The sequence below is a fragment of the candidate division KSB1 bacterium genome (assembly GCA_016214895.1).
Classification (GTDB): domain Bacteria; phylum Electryoneota; class RPQS01; order RPQS01; family RPQS01; genus JACRMR01.
This window is the reverse complement of sequence record JACRMR010000012.1, coordinates 329,243-348,113: the sequence shown is the minus strand read 5'-3', so window position 1 is coordinate 348,113 and position 18,871 is coordinate 329,243. Positions and strand designations below refer to the sequence as shown.

Sequence of the window (18,871 nt, the reverse complement as noted above, 5' to 3'; positions counted from 1 at the left end):
GCGGTGGACGAGCTGGTCCGGGATTATGTCATAGCTACTTGAAGCAAACCTCGCGCCACGCGTAAGTCCGGTAACTGCTGCTGCATAGCGCCTGCCCGGGGCAGATTTTGCCCCGGAACCAGTGCGGCCCGGGCAATGCCCGGGCCGCGCTTCGAATGAATGCCGGGCAGGCCGGTTTAGTTGTCAGCCGTCACATGATAGAAGCGAATCGGCGCCAGTGCGCTCGGATCGGTATAGAAGCAATCCGGCGGCGTTGGTGCAACGACCGTCGCGACGAGGGTGTATGTGGCGGGGAAAACAGCGCTGCCGTTCGTGGATGCATAGACCTTGTACGTATTGCATGCTGCACCGAGGCCGGGGGTCCAGCGCAAGGTAACCGTCGTGGCCAGGCTGTCGTCACGATTGACGGTGAATTGCGTAGGATCCGGGCACTGCGCGGCTTCGAAAGCGCTGCCTCCGGCGAAGACGATCTGATAGCCGCCGCACAGGCACGGCGTCGTCAGATCATGTTGTCCGAGCGCACCTCGCAAGTTCACAGCGCCGGCAGGAATCGTCGTTCCGAGGATAGACACATCGCAACTATCGACGTAGTAGAGGACCGTGTCCGTTCCGACCACGGCCGGGAACGTTGTGTCACCGGGTGCGAACGTACCGCCTGCATTCAGGAAGGTCGCGCCGAGCACGGAAATAATACGGGATTCGTACAGTTCGGGTCCGCAGTCATCGACGACGGTTGCGACTGCCGAGGCCGCGACCACTACCGGTGCCGGGACCGCAGCCGAACCAAGATAGGTGATCACCGGCGCGACGGCGGTATAGGTAGAGAATTCTGTGACGCCGCGGAACTGTGTGATGTAACTCCACACTTCAATGGTGTCGCCGACCATGGGGGGACGGGGATTCCCGACCATATTGGTCGTAACCGCGGTGCCGAAGATCTGGACCGCGCAGCCGCCGCTCTCGACGAACGCCTCTGTGCCGCACGAATCGACCCAAGTAACGACGCCATGCGTGACGACGCGGGTATTCAGCCGCGTGGCGACGCCGCAGGTGTCTTGCTCGCGGACCTGGCAGAGTGTGAGCGTATCCGGCGGGAGCACCGGAGCACATGCCGTAGCGGTTCCGGGCGTGCCGAGGTCGCCATTGTTGGCGCCCGGCCAGGCCTGATAACCGGCGCACCACATGGTGTCAACGGCGCCGCTGTAATTCAAATCGATCAATTGGGCGCTCACGCCGGCGCCCCAATGGAATGCGGTCGTGTATGTGACCGTGGCGACATTGGTCCCCGCCGGGTTGCGCAAGAAGATGGTTTCGCCGGTATTGCTCAGGCTCAGGCCCCAACCGGACGTGGCGAAACGATAGTCGAAATTCTCCGGCACACCGCCGTTCGTTGCGCTGTCGCCGTTTGAGCAGAACACAAAATACTGGCCGGGGTTGATCGTGCCGGCTTCAATGGTATCGCTGCCGGAATTATCGGCGATGATCCACCCGGTCAGATCCACGGTGGTCGCCCCGGCATTATAGATCTCGAACCATTCGCCGAGGCTGTCGCCTGTGCTCGCGAACGCCGGATTCGGCATGAACTCGGTGAACTTGAGGTTCTCCGGCGGAGCGGAGACGGTGAACGACACTTGCGAGTTGGGCAGGATCGCATTCAGCGCAACGTCCGCTACGTTATTGACGGTCAAGGTGTACGTATTGGGAGCCAACGCGGTGCCGTAGAGCAGGCGGACCGTTGTGGGGGTGGTCTGCAGCGTTGCCGTGCTGGGCGAGCCCACGCCGAGGTCCACGGAGTAGTTTGTCACGGTTTCCGCCGAGACTTCGTTCAGGGCTTCGTTGAAGACGACTTCGATCAGCGTCGTGCTGAGCGCGGTCGCGGACACGAGCGTGGGCCGTGTGGTGTCGCCGAGGCAGGGAGAATTGACGGCGCCCGGCGTGCAGAGCTGATATCGTCCGGTTCCGAAGACATTGGTGGATTCATGCCAATCGGCGGCGAGGCCGGACCACGGCGCGTTCACATCGCACTTCTCAATCGAGTGACCGCCGTTGTTCAGGGCGAGGTCAGGGTAGTTGACCGTCAGCGAGCCATCCACGAGTTGCGCGAAGTCCGCGGTATAAAGTGCGAGGTTATCGCCGGAATTGCCCAGCCCGAGTGATCCGGAGTCAACGCAGACAATCGCGCTCGGGATTTCCGGCATCGCGACTTTGGAAAGCACGAGATAGCCATCCGCCGGAATCGAAGTCCCGGCCGGAATCACGACATTGCCTTCCGCGGTGGGCGGGACGGCGCTGTAGTCGGTCAGACGCCACAGCGATAAATCGATGGCCGACGCGGTGGTGTTATGAATCTCCACCCATTCGACATCGGGGTTGGTCCCGCTGGCCGTATCATCGTACATCACTTCCGTGATCACAACAGCGCCCTGCGCGACGGTAACATTCACCGTGAAATTAGCGATCTGATTCGTGGAGACATTTCCGGCCACGTCAGCAACGTTATTGCAGGTGATCGAGTAGGTGTTGTTGGCCATCGCGTTGAACGTCAGATGCACCAGCGCGAGATTCGCTCCGTCGCGGGTCGCGGTCAGCGGATTGCCGACGCCATTGTTGACGACGTAGTTGGCCACGGTCTGCGCTGACACCAGCCCGACCGACTCATTCCAGAGCAGATCGACGGTGGTAGCAGTCGTGGCCGCGGCGCTCAGGAGCGTCGGTGGCGTGGTATCGCTGGCCCCGCAGGCGGAATTCGGTGCGCCGGGCGTGCAGAGGCGGTAGCGGCCGGTCGTGGCGAACACATTGGTGGACTGATGCCAGTTTGACCCGACATCGTAGCTGATGGCGAAGGAGCAACGCTCCGTTGAGTTTCCGCCCGTCAGCGATGAGTCCGGGATAATGACGCTCAACGATCCATCAATGAGCGTGCCGCTCCCCGTATAGAGGGCGAGGTTGTCACCGGAATTACCGAGTGCCCATGAACCGAAATTCTGCGTGCAGACGATTTCGCCCGTGAACTCGGGAATTGCGGCCTTGCACAGGACCAGGTATTGTCCGGCAGCGATAGTGGTGCCGGCCGGGACCAGGATTGAACCTTCGGTCGCCGGGGGATAAGCAGGGGCGTCCTGCAGCGTCCAGCCGGAGATGTCGATGGGGTTAGCCGTAGTGTTGTAGATTTCCGCCCATTCGACATCTGTTGAGGCCGTATCATCGTACATCGATTCCGAAATCAGCACATCACCGGGATTCTGGGCAAGGCCCAGGCCGGCGACTAACAGGGTAGCCAGCAGTGCGAGCAAGGAAGAACATCGGGAGCCAAGCGAAAACATAGGGATCTCCTGTGGTCTATATTGTACAGCCGGGAATTGGCAGCAAGGTCGGATTCACGGACTCGGGTCAAGGTCGTTGAGCCACCCGCGATAGTCTGATAAAATAGCCTCCGGAAACTGCTTCCGCAAGTGCAGCACGCGCCCGGAACCGTTAAGAAACGGTTGGGTACCAATGACTGAACGGTGAGGTATTCGAGAGGAGTTAGTACAACTACTTGCCTCGGCAAAGGATAGATGGGATCCGGCGCGGGTCAAGGAGACCAAGCCGGGAGGCCGGGTCTGGAATAATGAAGCGGCCGCATCCGGCGTCCGTTCGCGCTTTCGTGTAGTTATTCACAAAGCGCTACAATTTGAAAAAAGACAAGGCCGCCTTGCCGTGGCGGCCTTGTTGTACAAACAGTACTCGGTAATTCCACAACCGCGTCAGGCGTGCGCCGTGGCTTCGACTCCTAATTCGTGAAGCGCGCGCTCCACATCATCGAGATCAAACGGCTTTTGCAGGAAGAAGTTCTCGCCGGAGTTGGGCAACTCATGCGTCTCGCCGTCAGTGATCGCCAGGCAGGGGACGCTGCCGCAGCGGGCGCGGAGGTTCGCGAGCCAATCCTCGACATCGTCGAAGTCGGTCACGTCCAGCGTGATCAGGCCCGGCACGTACTGATGCGCGATCACCCAGACCGTGGCATCATCGAGCGTGGTGAAAGCCTCGACGTCATGGCCGGCGCGTTCGAGCAGTTTGCGGGCGACATCGCGCACGACGGGGTTGGAAACGATGAGCAGCCCCGGGCCGGCGGTATTCGGCGGCGTGTCTTCGTCTTGGGCGAGCCGATCCACTGCCGCGAGCAGTTCACGGGTTTCCTGTTCCTGTTCCGAGACGGGCTGGTAGGTGGCGATCGGATCGAGCACGGCCAGCATCGTTGGTTCGCCTTCGATCTTGACCAGTTCGCAGGCGAACTTGCAGCGGATGGTGCGGCCGTCGGGAGTCGCGGCGAAGAACTCGCTTTCCGGCTCGGAGGACGGGATCCACGGAAATGCGGAGAGGGATTCGAGTGTGCGCCCGAGCAGTCCCGGCGCCGGCATGCTGAACAGGTCGCAGGCGGCCACGTTGCACTGCTGTATGTTGTGATCGTGCACATTGAGGAAGAGCACGGCGGCGGGCGTCATGTTGCACAGCGTGTTGAAGTTTTCGTGCGCCTGTGCGAGCGCGATTTCGAGCTGTTTTTCGGCGGCGGCGGGACTGCCGTAGAGGACGACGGTGCCATTGTGCGGGCAGGCGTGAAACTCGAACGTGCCGCTCCCGAACAGGGTTTCGAACCGCGAGGTGTTTTCGCGCCTTAGTATCCGCTCGACTTCGATGCGGTCCAGCGCGGGGAAGATGTCCGTGAGCATCGGCGAGTTTTCAAGGGTCGGACAGATGGCCAGGGCGGCGTCGTTGTAATTCTGTAACAAGCCATCGCGCGACACCACGATGATCGCATTCGGACACAATGGATCGGCGACCGGAACGGCATCCTCGTCCGCCACGGACTCAATGGCGAGTGTCGGTGCGGTTTCGACATCATGCACGAATTGCAAGAGCAGCGGGCCATGCCGATCTTGATCGACGTAGAGCCGGGTCGCACGAATGCGACCGGAAAAGACGACCTTTTCGGTGGTGGCAAGCCGCACCGGACCGTCGGCGTCAATGGCCCCTGCGGCGAGCTGTTGGAAGAAAGCCGCGGCGGGAATCGCCAGGTCTCCGTGTTCCATGTTGAGCGCCGGATCCGGCTTTCCCCGCTGAATTCTGAGCATTTCCTGCGCGGCATGATTCGAGCGCGAGAATCGGCCATCGACTTCCACGATGCACAACGGATCCACGATGGCCTGGAAGAGTTGCCGGAAGGCAGTGGCATCCGAGCTTGGGATCGCCGGCTCTCCCGGTTCGGGGAGCGGCGGAGCCAATTCCGCGGTCAGGGGATTGGGGGCGTACGGCCAGACCGCGACGACGATCATCACCAGCAGACCCGCCGCGATCCACCAGATCGACGCGTGTGACGCCGTGCCGGGCGGAGTCAGGGATGCGAGGAGCAATACGGGCTTCATCCCGGGGAGTTGCAGTTTGACGAATCCCCATTGATCGTCGTTCGTCCCCGGCAGGGCCCCTTTCTGCTGACCGATAATGAGTGGCCAGGTTGCCGGACTGACGCAGGCGGCCTGCGACCCGCCGGACGAGGAGAACAGGGTTTGATCGGGGCCGGACATGAGTGTCCAGGCATGCGGGGCCGTGTCTCCGACTCGCAGCACAGTCGTGGGGTCGAACAGAGTGATCCAGCGCGAGGCGATCGCGGCGCTATCCTGCTGGTAACGATATTGGATCGCGACAAAACCGGGAGTACTTGCGTTGCCACCGAAGATCGTGATCTCCGGATTGCCCGATTCCTCGAACAACTTCAACGACATTGCCAATCCGCTCGTGTCGCCTTCAAAACTATGGAGCTGCGCCGCATTTACGATCAGGCAGAGCGCCCGCGGGGGGCCGTAGGAGGCGTTCCAGTCGGTGAGAAATGCACGGTATTTCTCGGCGGCTCGCCATGTCACCCATTCGCCGGGCCGTTCGGAGATTCGCAGCAGCTCTTGCCGGAGCACCTGCTCCCGAACCGCGGATCGGCAGGTTTCCAGGCCGGCCGACCACGACAGCGCGGTGGTCTGGAGCTTGGAAAACTCGGTCGAGTTCGCGATGCGCGTGACATTTTGGATATTGCCCATCAAGAGTAGCGTACCGGCCAGAATGGCCAGTGCACCGACGGTGACGAAGACGGGCTTCCAGATGGATCGCATTTGCACCTCTTGGGTCATATGGTTCACTTGCAGAGGCGAGTTTGCAAATCCGGTGCCCGTCCAAATCGGGGTCGGTTTGGCTTGACAAAATGCACAGAAATCGGTAATTTAGATAGCTTGTGGGTTCCCGGCGACAGCCCCAATCGCCCCCGAATTGGCTAATCGCGAACTGGGTTGCAACCTGCAATTCGGAGCCGTATTTCGTCGCCGTTCTTGAAGGGATGATGATCCGAGGGGCTTGGGAGGGCCGCAGGATGAAAATATTGCAGGCGCTGCCGGTGGCGGCGCTGCTCCTGATATCGGGCGTGGTCGGCTGGGCCATCGCCCCGGACGTGACATTCAGCAGGGTTTACGAAACGCGGGGCTATTTCAGTCAGATTAGCTTAGCAGACACGACCTCGCAGACGGGCGCTTTTCTCGGTGGAAACGCATTAGAGGGTCAATTCCAGTTCTGGGTGCAGCGGGTCGATAGCGCGGGGGACACGGTTTGGAATTCCCAACTGGGCACGACTGACCAGTTGCTGGGGATGACGCTGTCGTCGAGCGCAGACGAGATCGTGCTCGTGGGGTCCACCTACGAGAGCGGATCGATGGATTTCCGCCACGTGCGGCTGGCCCTCGACGGCGGGACCGAGGTGAATGTTGACGACGGGTCGCCGGGCTTCAGTGAGCAGCTCACGGCGGTCAGTGCTCATCCGGGAGCTTCGACTGCCGGAGAATATGCTTTGGGCGAGATTCGCCCGGGCGAGGATGTCGCGGATGTGGTCGTGCGATCGCTTGCGGCAACCGGAGCGATCATCGGTGACCGCGTTTACGCAGAGGGGCGGTACGGATCCGCGCTGCTTGGTTATCGGAACGGTCAGAACGAACTCCGGCTGTTGATCTGCGGAACCGCGGACAGTCTGGTCGGGCGTTCGCGTGATTTCTGGCTGGTCCGCACGGATTCGTTGTTTACGGATTCGACGGAGGTCCACCGGCGGTTCGGCGGCGCACAGCATGAAGCTTGCCTGGACGCCGCGAGGCTATCTTCACAGTTGACGATTCTGGTCGGCACCAGCCGTTCGTTTGGCGATTCGGTGAACGGCGATATCTGGCTGGTCGCGACGAACGACAACGGCGACAGTTTGTGGTCGCGGCTCTGGCGGACACCGGGCGTCGATGTGGCCTACGGTGTGGCGGCGACTCAGGATTTTGATAGCGGATTCGTGATTGCCGGCTATACCCGCAGCACCCCCAGCTCGCCGCAGCGCGGAATTTTGGCCAAATACAATCTGCGCGGTGACAGTCTTTGGACCCTGTATGTGGACGGCGCGGCCGGTGCGGTATTGTTTGACGTGGCGCAGGACCGCGGCTATCACTATCGGGCGGTCGGCGCGCAGATTCAGGAGCAGGCGCAGCACGGCCTCTATGTGGTGACCGACGCCGATCCGCACTCACCAGGGCAGCATCCGCCGAATCGATTTTCGCTGTTGTATCCGTTGAGTTCGGACACGGTGACGAACGACACAGTGTATTTTGATTGGGAAGACGCGACGGAACCGGATGGCGAGGGGATCCGGTACGCGCTGCTCATCGATTCCGATTCGCTGTTTCAGGCGCCGGTGCAGGTGTATGGACCGTTGAATGTATCCCGCTTTACGTGGCCCGCGGACTCCGATGAGGCGGTGATCTACTGGCGCGTGGTGGCGCAGGACGATCATAATTTGACGCGGATTTGCGAACAGCGGTATCAAGCGTTTCTACGTCTGATCCCGGACTCGACGGAGCCCTTTGACCTCGCGGCGCCGGACAGTGGTTTGGCATTGCCGCAGTCCTCGGCGGAGTTCAGTTGGACGCCGGCGCGCGACCCCGACTCGAATGACGGGGTGAGTTACACCGTGCATTTTCAGACCGGGGACACGACGGTATCTTTTCCGGCGTTGGCGGACACGTTCATGATTGTGAGCTTCGCGAACAATCCGATCTTTCCGGACGTTTCGCCGGTTACGTGGTGGGTGACTGCATCGAGCCTGTATCCCCCGATGACGCTGGATTCGCGTCAACGCTGGAACTTCATCACGTGGTCCGCGGGTGCTGACGGAGGGGTGGAATTGCCGCTGGAGTTCGGCCTGGCAAAAGTCTATCCGAATCCGTTCAATACGGTCGTGAATCTGGAATTTGCGCTCGAGCATCCGGCGCAGGCGAGCCTGAATATCTTTGATTTGCAGGGCCGACTGGTGGAAACCGTCGTGCGCGGGTTCATGACGGCAGGTCAATACCGGATGCGGTGGGACGGCACGGCGCACGGCTCTGGGACATACTTCGCGCGACTGAGTGCTGACGCGCGCGTGGCAACCGTGAAACTGACATTGTTGAAATAGATATGAGCTGACGGTGTGGGCTGTCGTGTAGAGAAGACCGGCAGCGGATTCTGACACTTACCACGAAGCGAGATTGCCTGTGCGGAGACCGGCAACTATCGCCCTCACGCTGGCGTGCGGGTTGATGATCACACTGATGGGCTACGGCGAAGCGCTGCGAGCGCAGGATTTCGTGCGCACGACAATTTCATCGGATGTCCTCGAGTTGTATTCGGCCGGCACCGGTGATTTTGATGGCGACGGCGACCTTGACATTGCCGCCTGTGGATTCTCCGGAACCATCTTCTGGCTGGAGACGTTGCCGGACCGGACGCGGCAGGCGCGGCAGCTGAATATCGGCGGCGGGACGTTTCGCCATCTTGCGGTGGCGGACTTTAATCAGGACGGACGAGATGACATTGCGCTGGCCGCCTACGGCCTGAATACGACTTACATTCTGACAGCAACGGGCCTCGGCGGTGCGAATGCGTTCACGGTCCGGCAAGTCGGAGACGGTCAGCAGGGCCAATTCGACGTTTGTGTGGACGATATCAGCGGCGACGGGGTTCCCGACCTGGTGGTCGCGGCCTATTTGTCTAATGTAATCCAGATGTTCGTGTCCGTCGGGGACTCGCTCGTGCTGGTCGATGCCGTGAACATCACCGGCAGTCATCCGCTGGACGTTGCCACGGCGGACATTGACCACGACGGCGACCGCGACGTTGTCGTGGGGACGGATTGGCGGGGCGTGTACTGGGTTGAGCAGGTGAACCTTACGACCTGGGAATCGCACACATTGGGGACCTTGGGTTCGACGACGTGGGTCACCGGCGGCGATGTGAACGCGGATGGCTTCGACGACGTGATCGTCAGCGATTACGATGGCGGTCGCATCGTCTTGTGGATCGGCGGGAGCGGCGGGATGACCGAGCAGGCGCTCTCGACGTCCATCTCGTATCCGCGTGGGACGGCGCTGGCTGATTTTGACATGAATGGCACGCTGGACATCGTCGGGGTCGCGGCGGATGGCGCGGTGTACTGGTGGCGCAACAACGGTAATCTCAGCTTCAGCTATCAGACGTTGACGGCGAATTACCGCAATATGGGTATATCGATCGGCGATGTGGACCAGGACGGTGATGCGGATTTCCTCGTCTGCGAGAATCAGCAGTCGCAGATGCAATTCTACGAGAACCGGATGGGAACACCGGCGCAGGTGATGGGGACGGTGCGGGCGTTGGGCGGCGGGCAATTTCTGGATCGCATTCCGGTCAGAATCCTCGAGACGGGAGTGACGGCGTTTACGAGTCAGACGGGCGAGTATTCGTTGCTGACCGCGCCCGGTACTTACACGCTGATGACGCAGCATCCGTGCTGGACGGATACGATGGTGGGCGGTGTTGTCGCCAACGCGGACTCGGCGGCGGTCTTGAACTTCCTGCTCCGGCGGCCGCTGATCGACGTGCAAGTCAGCTCCCTGAATGTGATTGTGCATAATCGCACGACCGCAACCGCACAGATTCCGGTGCTGAACAACGGAGATGGTCCGCTGCATGTCTCTGCAACCGCGCAGGGCAATCTGGTCCCGGACCCCTGGTTGTCGGTGAGTCCGGCGGACCTGACCGTGCTGCCGGGCGAGCTGCAAGACTTCGAGGTCACGATTTCGCCCGACACGAGTGATAGCGCGATCTGGGATTACATCGGTCAGATTTTGCTGGCGTCGAACACTTGTCCCGACAGCGACATTGTGATTACGGTGACCGCATTTGTGCTGGACGCGGAGACCCGCGGCGTCGTACCGCGCGAGTTTGGCATCACGAGCATTTATCCGAATCCGTTCAATCCGACGGCCGTGGTCGAATTCATGTTACCGCGGACCGGAGCGGCAACGGTCAGACTGTATGACGTGGCCGGTCGGCTGGTGCGGGCCCTTGCTGACGACGTGCAGACTGCCGGCCTTCACCGGATCGCCGTTGATGGTTCGGATTTGACGGCCGGAGTCTATTTCGTACATTTGCGCGCGGACGGACAGAACTCCACACGCAAGGTTGTGTTATTGAAGTAACCGTCGGCGGGCCGGCAGCAGTTGCCGCCACCGGTTGGTTTTCTGGATTTCGATCTTGAGGAGAATTTCACCATGACAAAGACAGGAACATTCACGACGAAAGTTGGTCTCGCCGAAATGCTCAAGGGCGGCGTGATCATGGACGTGACCGACGCGACGCAGGCCCGGATTGCCGAAGATGCGGGCGCGACTGCCGTCATGGCGCTGGAGCGCGTGCCCGCTGATATTCGGCGCGATGGCGGTGTGGCGCGCATGTCCGATGTCTCCAAGATTCGTGAGATTCAGACCGCCGTATCGATTCCGGTGATGGCAAAGTGCCGGATCGGCCACTTTGTAGAAGCGCAGATTCTGGAGTCCATTGAGGTGGATTTCATCGACGAGAGCGAAGTGTTGACACCGGCGGACGAGAACTACCATATCGACAAGCACAAGTTCAAGGTTCCGTTTGTGTGCGGCTGCCGCGATTTGGGCGAAGCGCTGCGCAGGATCGCCGAGGGCGCGGCGATGATTCGCACCAAGGGCGAGGCCGGTACCGGAAACATCGTCGAGGCGGTGCGGCACATGCGCAGTGTGATGACGGCCTGCCGGCGCGTGACGCTGATGGGGGACGAGGAACTGGTCGCCTATGGGAAGGAAATCGGCGCTCCCTATGAGCTGTTGACTCAAGTGCGTTCGCTGGGCAAACTTCCCGTACCGAATTTTGCTGCGGGGGGGATCGCGACGCCCGCCGACGCCGCATTGATGATGCAACTTGGCGCGGAGGCGGTGTTTGTCGGCTCGGGTATCTTCAAGAGCGATGATCCGATTGCGCGGGGGCAGGCGATCGTGATTGCGACGACGCATTTCCGCGATCCGAAGAAGCTGGCGGAGGTTTCCACGGGGTTGATGAATGCCATGCCGGGGCTCGACGTGCGCACGATGCGCGCGGAGGACATGCTCGCCACGCGCGGCTGGTGATCCGACCGGGAGCGACATCGCGTGGGCTCTGAGCAGACGGTCGGCTTGTTGGCGCTGCAGGGCGACTTCGCGAAACACCGCGAGCGGTTCGAACACCTCGGAGTTCGCGTACGCGAAATCCGGACGGAAACCGAGCTTGCCGGAGTGGCGGGATTGGTTATTCCCGGCGGCGAGAGCACGACGCTGACGAGGCTCATGACGGTACCGCTGCGCTCGGCGCTCGACGAGTTTGCGAAGTCGCATGCCGTGTGGGGAACGTGCGCGGGGATGATCATGCTCTCCCGGGGTGTGGCCGACCCGCGTGTGGCGGCGTTTGAATGGATGGACTTCGAAGTTGACCGCAACGGGTTCGGCCGACAACTGCACTCCTTCGAGGCCGACTTGCGCGTTGACCCGGAGCTTGGATCCGGGACGCTGCACGGGGTGTTCATTCGCGCTCCCCGCATCCGCACGTACGGGCCGGATTGCCGGCCGCTGGTGTGGTATGAAGCGGAACCGGTGTGCATCCGACAGGGGCGCATTCTGGCCACCTCCTTTCATCCCGAACTGACCGCGGACGATCGCTTGCACCGCTATTTTCTGTCGCTGATCGCATGAACGACTGGGTGGTTTGCTGCGATTTTGACGGCACGATCAGTATTCCCGACGCGGTGGAGTATCTGCTCGCGGAATACGCCGATCCTTATTGGAAAGAACTCGACGATCGTGTCTGGCGCGGCGACCTGACCGAGCGCGCGGCGATGATGGAGCAGGTTTCGCTGATCCGGGCGTCCTGGACCACGGCCCGCGAGTCACTGTTGCGCGGAGTGATGATCAGGGACGGCTTCGCCGAGTTCGTGAACCGTTGCCGCGCGCACGATCTGCCAATCGTGATTCTGTCATCGGGCTTGCGCATTCTAATCGAGGCTTTGCTCGAAAAAGCCGGCGTGCATGATGTAGAAATTCGCGCGCACGAAGTCGAGCCGCTTGCCACGGGTTGGCGGATGCAGCCGTATCCGGGTCCGCGAATGAAAGAGTGTTGCAGTCATTGCAAGTGCGTGGACGTACTTGGCTTCAAGGGGCGCGGCAAGTCCGTCATTTACATTGGCGACGGTTATACTGATCTCTGCCCGTCGGCGCATGCCGACCTGCTGTTTGCTACCGGCACGCTCGCGCGCGAGTGCGAACGACTGGGTCGTCCCTTTCACCCGTTTGAGACTTTTCACGCCGTCGAGCAGGCGCTCGCGGCGCATCCTGCCTTTCACCTGCCTCCTTAGCGTATGAACCCCTCATTGTATCGCCGGCTGGCGCTCGTTTTGACGACGCTGCCGCTGTTGCTCTTGACGTCGTGTGACGAGCCTAACACTCCCGACATCCCCGTGCGACCCTACGCGCAAGCGGCGGTATTTGTGACGCGCGGCGTCGCGCAGGACGTCGCGGCCAAGGGGGATTATGTCGCGATTGCGGACGACCTGTACGGAACGGTCGTGCTGAATGTGGCTGATCTGAACGCGATTGACTCGGTGTTTCATTACGATAATCGGAACGGGCTGCTGGCGGGCGAGAAGACGGCCATCGTCGCCCTCGACTTGCTCCACCATTATGTAATGAGCGGCGTCGATGCCGGAGAGATCGCCAGCCATTCCGATATTCACGATTTCCTATCGGGGGAGCGCAAGAGCGGAATCAATTTCGTCGTTCCGCTGCGCGATCTCGAGTTTGACTCGGTTGACGACACCCTCAAGTTCTGGGCATCGGACCAAGCGGGCAATGACGGTTTCATTGCGACCAAACTCTGCCGCGAGAACGACCAATCGAATTGGTCATTTTCGTGCGACCTCGTGTTTGCTCCGTACCTTCCGCCGCGGCGGGAGATTCGCGGATTTGGTCGCAACGCGAGCGTCGAGTTTGCCATTGGCATCGGCGAAGAGGGAATCCACCTTCACCGCGGCAACGTGAGCGAGTCGATCTCGACCCTCGAGGTTCCCGGCATTGCCTATGATTGTGCCTGGTACGGAGACTATATCATTGTGGCCGCGCAATATGGCATCGTGGTGGTCGATGCGACGACGCGCACGGCTCCGGTCGTGGCGGCCACGCTGGTGGTCCCCAGCGCGGACCGCTTGCAGGAAATCGTCGTGCAGGGCCACTATGCCTGTGTGCTGGACGTGAACGACGGGATCTACGTGTACGACATTTCCACTCCGTCGGCGCCGGAGTTTGTGCAACTTCTGGACGTGATCGATCCGAGCGCGCTGGACGCGGACCCGGCCGGGAACCGGTTATACGTGACTGACCGCGGGCAGGGATTGGTCGTATTCACCAAATAGAAAACCTCGCGTTTCCGCGAGGCACCGGGGAAGAAGCGCGACGGAAGAGACTACGGTCGCGCTTTTTGCTCTTCAATCACGTTGCGCACCTCAGCCCAGAGGAGATCACGCCCCATGTGATTGATGGCGGAATAGGGGATGATTCGGCGCGCTCCGCGCGGCATCAACTGTTCGCCGATCCGGCGGACCGTGCGCGCAAGTTCAGCAGCGTTCAGCTTGTCGGCTTTGGTCAGAATCGCCAGAAATGGCCGCTTGTAGATGGCGAGACCGTCCACCATCTGCTCGTCGAGCGGCGTCACCCCGCGCCGGACATCGATCAGCAGTACGGACAGGATCAAGCGGGGCGCGTCCCGGAAATAAGCTTCAAGATACTCTCCCCAGTCGTCTTTCAGGCTCTGTGAGACCTTCGCGTATCCGTAGCCGGGCAGGTCCACGAAGTAGCACCAGCCGCGACCGATCAGAAAGTAGTTTAACAGGCGAGTTTTGCCGGGCGCCTTTGAGGTCATCGCGATCTGCTTGCGATTCAAGAGCGAGTTGATCAGCGACGATTTGCCGACGTTGCTGCGACCGGCAAACGCGATTTCGGGCAACGGACGTTTTGGCGCCAGCTCCACGCGCGGGCAGGAGAGCACGAATTCGGCTTCGGGAATCTTGAAGGCGGCCATGATAAGCTGAGTTAAGACGGGCACTTCTGAAGTGCCCGTTTGATTGTTGCGCAGTGAGCGACGGCGGGGCGTCGAACTTAGTTTGGTCGAGTGCTCGGGGAAGAGCGGGCGCGCGGCTGGGAGCGGCGCACGCCGCGCTTCGGTGACTGCTTGAAAATATCGTTCCACACCTCTTCGACTTGATCGACGAACTGAATCTCGAACCCTTCTTTGAGTTCCGCGTCCAGATCGGCCCAATCCACACGATTGCCGGAGGGAATGAACAGTTTGCGAATTTGCGCTCGTCGCGCGGCCATGGTTTTTTCGGGCAAGCCGCCGATCGGCAGGACCGTGCCGCGCAGGGTGATCTCCCCGGTCATGGCAATGTCGGCCGGCACCGGCTTATTGATGATGGCAGAGAGCACAGCGGTCGCGAGCGTAATTCCTGCGGACGGACCGTCCTTTGGTGTTGCGCCTTCCGGAATATGGACGTGGACATCGTTCTTAGCCAGGAAATCGACGGGCACCCCCCACGCGCCGCCGTAGGCTCGCAAGTAGGTCATGGCCGCCTGCGCGGATTCACGCATGACTTCGCCGAGTCGGCCGGTCAACTGAATGTTGCCCTTGCCTTTCATGATCGAGGCCTGAATATTCAACACGTCGCCGCCCACGGACGTCCAAGCCAGCCCGACCACGCTTCCGATGCGATGAATCTGGTCAACCAAATTCTCCTTGAACGGCGGCACCCCGAGATAGCTTTCGATGGTGAGCGGAGTCAGCCGCGCGCGCGCGCGTCCTTTCTGTGAGTTCTCGCGCGCCACTTTTCGGCAGACGCGGGCCAGCATTCGTTCGAGTTCGCGGACGCCGGATTCACGGGTATAGTGATCGATGATCCCGCTCATGGCCGCCGCGGTAACGTCGAGCTCCTTGCTCTCCAGGCCGTGATCTTGCATTTGCTTGGGCAGCAGGAAGTGCGAGGCGATCTGCTGCTTTTCGTGTCGCAAGTAACCGTGGATCTCGATGACTTCCATGCGATCTTGCAGCGGCAGTGGAATGTCGTGACGGATATTGGCGGTCGTGATGAACAGGATTTGCGACAGGTCGAAATCGACTTCGAGGTAGTGATCGGAAAACGCCGAGTTTTGCTCCGGGTCGAGGACTTCCAGCAGCGCTGCCGCCGGATCACCGCGAAAATCGGACGCCATCTTGTCGATTTCATCGAGCAGGAAGACGGGGTTCATCGATCCCGCGCGTTTCATGGATTGGATGATTCGGCCGGGCATGGACCCGATGTAAGTACGGCGGTGGCCGCGGATTTCGGCTTCGTCGCGCACGCCGCCGAGCGAGAGGCGCACGAATTTGCGGCCCATGGCCCGCGCCACGGAGCGGGCGAGCGAAGTCTTGCCGACGCCGGGCGGACCGACGAGGCAGAGGATCGGTCCCTTGATCTTGTCCACGCGTTTGAGCACGGCGAGATGCTCGAGAATCCGCTCCTTCGGCTTTTTCAGCCCGAAGTGGTCTTCATCGAGGATGGTCTCCGCGGCGCCGATGTCGAGGTTATCCTTGGTGCGAATTCCCCAGGGCAGCGCGCACAGCCAATCGAGATAGTTCTTGATGACCGACGCTTCGGGCGACATCATCGGCATGCCCTTCAGCTTCTCGATTTCTTCTTCGGCGCGGTCGCGCACCAGCTTCGGCATCTTGGCCTTGCGCATCCGCTTGCGATAGGCGATCACGTCCGCGAAGTCTTCGTCACCCTCTTCGCCGAGTTCCTTTTTGATCACCCGCATCTGTTCCTGCAGGTAGTACACCCGCTGCGAGCGGCTGATCTTCTCGCGCACCTGACCTTCGATCGACTTCTCGATTTTCAGAATTTCGATTTCATGTTCGAGCACGCGATTGATGATCGCGAACTGTTCGAGCAAATTCGCTTCGTCGAGCACCTCCTGCTTTTGCGCGACGGGCAGCGGCAGGTGCGCCATCATGAAATCGGAGACCCGCTCAGGTTCGGTAACCGACGTGAGTGAGATCAGCACTTCCTCGGGCAACTGCCGGTTCAGACTCACGTAATCGCGGAACCGGCGCTGCGCGACTTTCATGTTTGCGCGTGTTTCGACCGAATCGACGTTTTGCAACTGCAGGCGGTGAACTTTGGCGACGAGGGATTGCTGTTCGGTGGTAATGTCCGATGCGGAAGCGCGATAGAGCCCTTCGATCAACACCTTGACCAGTCCGTTGGGGAGCTTGAGGGTCTGTAGAATGTTGGCGACGACCCCCACGCGGAAGAGATCGTCGGGGGTCAGTTCTTCCTGATTCGGATCGCGCTGCGACAGCAGCAGCAGCCTGCGTTCGAGGAGCATGGCCCGTTCGACGGCGGCGAGCGTACCCGGCCGGCCGATCAGCAACGGAAAGATCATCGACGGGAAGACGACGACATCACGCAGCGGCAGAACGGGGAAGGACTCGATCTCGGGTGTCAGAAGATTATCGCTCATGGGGGCCAGTTTACGGCTATTTAGTTAGAGTTAGCTCCGGATCCGTGCCGTTGGACAGGTGACCCGCGCGTAGTTTCCCGGTGCTCGACGGGCTCCCAATATACACAATTCCGCTCAAATCCGCCAAGTCCGGGCCTCCCGGCAACAAACAGGGCCGGCGGAAGGCCGGCCCCGGAGCGGAAACTGCGTCGGGAATCAGATCTCTCGCCGCAAGCGCTTGACCGGGATGGCCAATTGCTCGCGGTATTTCTGGACGGTGCGGCGCGCGATGGGGTAGCCCTCCTTGGCCAGCATCTCGGCGATGGTCTGGTCGGAGAGCGGATCTGATTTGCCTTCCTGTTCGATGATGTCGAGCAGGCGGGCCTTAATGACTTTCGTGGAAATCTCCTCGCCGTCGGTGGTTTCCATGCGTTCGGAGAAGAAGTACTTCAGCTCGAAGACGCCCCACTCGGTCTGCACGTACTTTCCGGACGTCACGCGAGAGATCGTGGAAATGTCCATCCCGATTTCCTCGGCAATATCCTGCAGGATCATCGGTTTGAGATGTTCCTTGCCGTGGCGGAAGAAGCCCTCTTGCCGCTTGACAATGGCGCGCATGGTGCGCAGAATCGTGGTTTGCCGTTGATGAATCGCGTTAATGAACCAGCGGGCGCTCTCGAGTTTGCGGGTGACGAACTCCTTGACTTTCTTGTCGGTATTTCCCGACAGGAACATCTCCTTGTAGGCCGTGTTGATGTGGAAGCTGGGGATATTTCCGTCGTTCAGGAAGACGATGAATTCGTCGTCATCTCCGCCGGCGCGAGTCACGACCAGGTCCGGGACAACGTAGTTCTGTTTCTCATCGAAATAGCCTTCGCCCGGCTTGGGGTTGAGTTTGCGGATCTCGGCGAAGGCCTGCTTAACCTGGTCGAGCGCAACATTCATCTTTTTGGCGATCACTTCGTAGCGCTTATTGAGCAAGTCATCGTAGGCCTCGGTCAGGATTTGAATTGGCAATCGCGCTTTGTCCTGATGGTCCCACTGGCGAAGTTGAATCAACAGGCATTCCTGCGGGTGTCGCGCCCCGATTCCGGGCGGGTCGAGTTGCTGGACCAAGGCCAGCACCTTCTCCGCCAGCGGCACCGGCACATTGAGTTCGCGCGCGATTTCTTCGACCGGGTATTTCAGATAGCCGTCGTTGTTGATCGAGCCGATGATGTACTGCCCGACCTTTAATTCATCCGGGGTAAGCCGCTGTAATCGCAACTGCTCCTCAAGGTGTTCGGACAGCGTGGGCACGAAAGCCTGCGGGGTCTCCACCATGTCATCGGGCATGTGCTTTCCGGCCCGGAATAGACCTTGATCGGCGTCATCGCTGAGGAAGTTCTCCCAGTCAACGTCCGACTCCTTGGTCGCCTCCTGCGCGGATTCTATCTCGGCCGCTTTTTCGGTCGTCCCATTTTCCGAGTGGTCAGTCTCGTAGGTTGCCGCCGCGGTATCCGATTCCAGCTCGACTTGCTGCTTGTCCACAATGGCCTCGTCCTCGGCGATCTCTTCGAGAAACGGGTTTTCCACCAGCTCTTGCCGGACTCGAAGTTCGAGCTCGAGCAAGGGCAATTGGATCAGCTCGCTGCGGAGGATCTGTTGCGGTTGGAGGTACTGCTCAAGTCGCTGGTGCTGACGAAATTCTTGCCGGAGTTGGGTCATGGTTCATTACCTGGAGGCCGGACGACAGAGAGGGTTGACTACGGGTGGGTGTGATCAGGAACGTGCACAGCGAGTTGACGTGAGACCAGCCTGATCACCCACCTCTGACATGCAACCCCTATGCCAATCACTGCGCACATATGTTTCGGGTTCCCGTCATCGATTTCAAGAAATCATTAATAATTGTATTTATACGAGTTAGAGAAAACGAATTTGATCGGGAGTCCGACCTGCTCACG

11 protein-coding genes are annotated in these 18,871 nt (G+C 60.4%); 6 read left to right on the top strand and 5 right to left on the bottom strand.

Annotated features, from left to right (window positions below):
* Nucleotides 1-176 precede the first annotated feature (176 nt).
* Nucleotides 177-3,293, bottom strand: coding sequence for a lamin tail domain-containing protein (locus tag HZB60_07675; protein MBI5059640.1), 3,117 nt, complete (start codon nucleotides 3,291-3,293; stop codon nucleotides 177-179).
* A gap of 453 nt (nucleotides 3,294-3,746) precedes the next feature.
* Nucleotides 3,747-6,137 (bottom strand): PAS domain-containing protein, encoded by a 2,391-nt coding sequence (locus tag HZB60_07670; protein MBI5059639.1) that lies wholly within the window; start codon nucleotides 6,135-6,137, stop codon nucleotides 3,747-3,749.
* Between the two features lie 254 nt (nucleotides 6,138-6,391).
* Here HZB60_07670 and HZB60_07665 point away from each other — a divergent pair, with 254 nt between their 5' ends.
* The 6 genes from HZB60_07665 to HZB60_07640 all read left to right on the top strand — a co-directional run bounded on the left by HZB60_07665 (nucleotide 6,392) and on the right by HZB60_07640 (nucleotide 13,807).
* On the top strand, nucleotides 6,392-8,497 hold the full coding sequence (locus HZB60_07665) for a T9SS type A sorting domain-containing protein (GenBank protein ID MBI5059638.1): 2,106 nt from the start codon (nucleotides 6,392-6,394) through the stop codon (nucleotides 8,495-8,497).
* Nucleotides 8,498-8,576: 79 nt separating this feature from the next.
* The gene (locus tag HZB60_07660) at nucleotides 8,577-10,541 is read left to right on the top strand and encodes a VCBS repeat-containing protein (protein MBI5059637.1); all 1,965 of its coding nucleotides are present in this window, start codon (nucleotides 8,577-8,579) and stop codon (nucleotides 10,539-10,541) included.
* A gap of 72 nt (nucleotides 10,542-10,613) precedes the next feature.
* The gene (gene pdxS / locus HZB60_07655) at nucleotides 10,614-11,498 is read left to right on the top strand and encodes a pyridoxal 5'-phosphate synthase lyase subunit PdxS (GenBank protein ID MBI5059636.1); all 885 of its coding nucleotides are present in this window, start codon (nucleotides 10,614-10,616) and stop codon (nucleotides 11,496-11,498) included.
* A gap of 21 nt (nucleotides 11,499-11,519) precedes the next feature.
* Entirely contained in the window at nucleotides 11,520-12,095 is a 576-nt protein-coding gene (pdxT, locus tag HZB60_07650; GenBank protein MBI5059635.1) for a pyridoxal 5'-phosphate synthase glutaminase subunit PdxT, read from the top strand.
* Nucleotides 12,092-12,754, top strand: coding sequence for an MtnX-like HAD-IB family phosphatase (locus HZB60_07645; protein ID MBI5059634.1), 663 nt, complete (start codon nucleotides 12,092-12,094; stop codon nucleotides 12,752-12,754). The genes pdxT and HZB60_07645 overlap by 4 nt, the downstream gene beginning before the upstream one ends.
* 3 nt (nucleotides 12,755-12,757) lie before the next feature.
* Complete coding sequence (locus tag HZB60_07640) at nucleotides 12,758-13,807, top strand: hypothetical protein (protein ID MBI5059633.1); 1,050 nt, start codon at nucleotides 12,758-12,760, stop codon at nucleotides 13,805-13,807.
* Between the two features lie 50 nt (nucleotides 13,808-13,857).
* Here HZB60_07640 and HZB60_07635 read toward each other — a convergent pair whose 3' ends face one another.
* The 3 genes from HZB60_07635 to rpoN form a co-directional block, all read right to left on the bottom strand.
* Nucleotides 13,858-14,472, bottom strand: a complete 615-nt coding sequence (locus HZB60_07635; GenBank protein ID MBI5059632.1) for a YihA family ribosome biogenesis GTP-binding protein — start codon at nucleotides 14,470-14,472, stop codon at nucleotides 13,858-13,860.
* Nucleotides 14,473-14,549: 77 nt separating this feature from the next.
* On the bottom strand, nucleotides 14,550-16,946 hold the full coding sequence (gene lon / locus HZB60_07630) for an endopeptidase La (GenBank protein ID MBI5059631.1): 2,397 nt from the start codon (nucleotides 16,944-16,946) through the stop codon (nucleotides 14,550-14,552).
* Nucleotides 16,947-17,141: 195 nt separating this feature from the next.
* Nucleotides 17,142-18,632, bottom strand: coding sequence for an RNA polymerase factor sigma-54 (rpoN, locus tag HZB60_07625; GenBank protein MBI5059630.1), 1,491 nt, complete (start codon nucleotides 18,630-18,632; stop codon nucleotides 17,142-17,144).
* Nucleotides 18,633-18,871 lie beyond the last annotated feature (239 nt).

Coding starts and splice junctions, on each gene's coding strand:
- HZB60_07670 (MBI5059639.1), bottom strand. CDS start 6,137: ATGCGATCCATCTGGAAGCCCGTCTTCGTCACCGTCGGTGCACTGGCC.
- HZB60_07665 (MBI5059638.1), top strand. CDS start 6,392: ATGAAAATATTGCAGGCGCTGCCGGTGGCGGCGCTGCTCCTGATATCG.
- pdxS (MBI5059636.1), top strand. CDS start 10,614: ATGACAAAGACAGGAACATTCACGACGAAAGTTGGTCTCGCCGAAATG.
- HZB60_07645 (MBI5059634.1), top strand. CDS start 12,092: ATGAACGACTGGGTGGTTTGCTGCGATTTTGACGGCACGATCAGTATT.
- HZB60_07640 (MBI5059633.1), top strand. CDS start 12,758: ATGAACCCCTCATTGTATCGCCGGCTGGCGCTCGTTTTGACGACGCTG.
- HZB60_07635 (MBI5059632.1), bottom strand. CDS start 14,472: ATGGCCGCCTTCAAGATTCCCGAAGCCGAATTCGTGCTCTCCTGCCCG.
- lon (MBI5059631.1), bottom strand. CDS start 16,946: ATGAGCGATAATCTTCTGACACCCGAGATCGAGTCCTTCCCCGTTCTG.
- rpoN (MBI5059630.1), bottom strand. CDS start 18,632: ATGACCCAACTCCGGCAAGAATTTCGTCAGCACCAGCGACTTGAGCAG.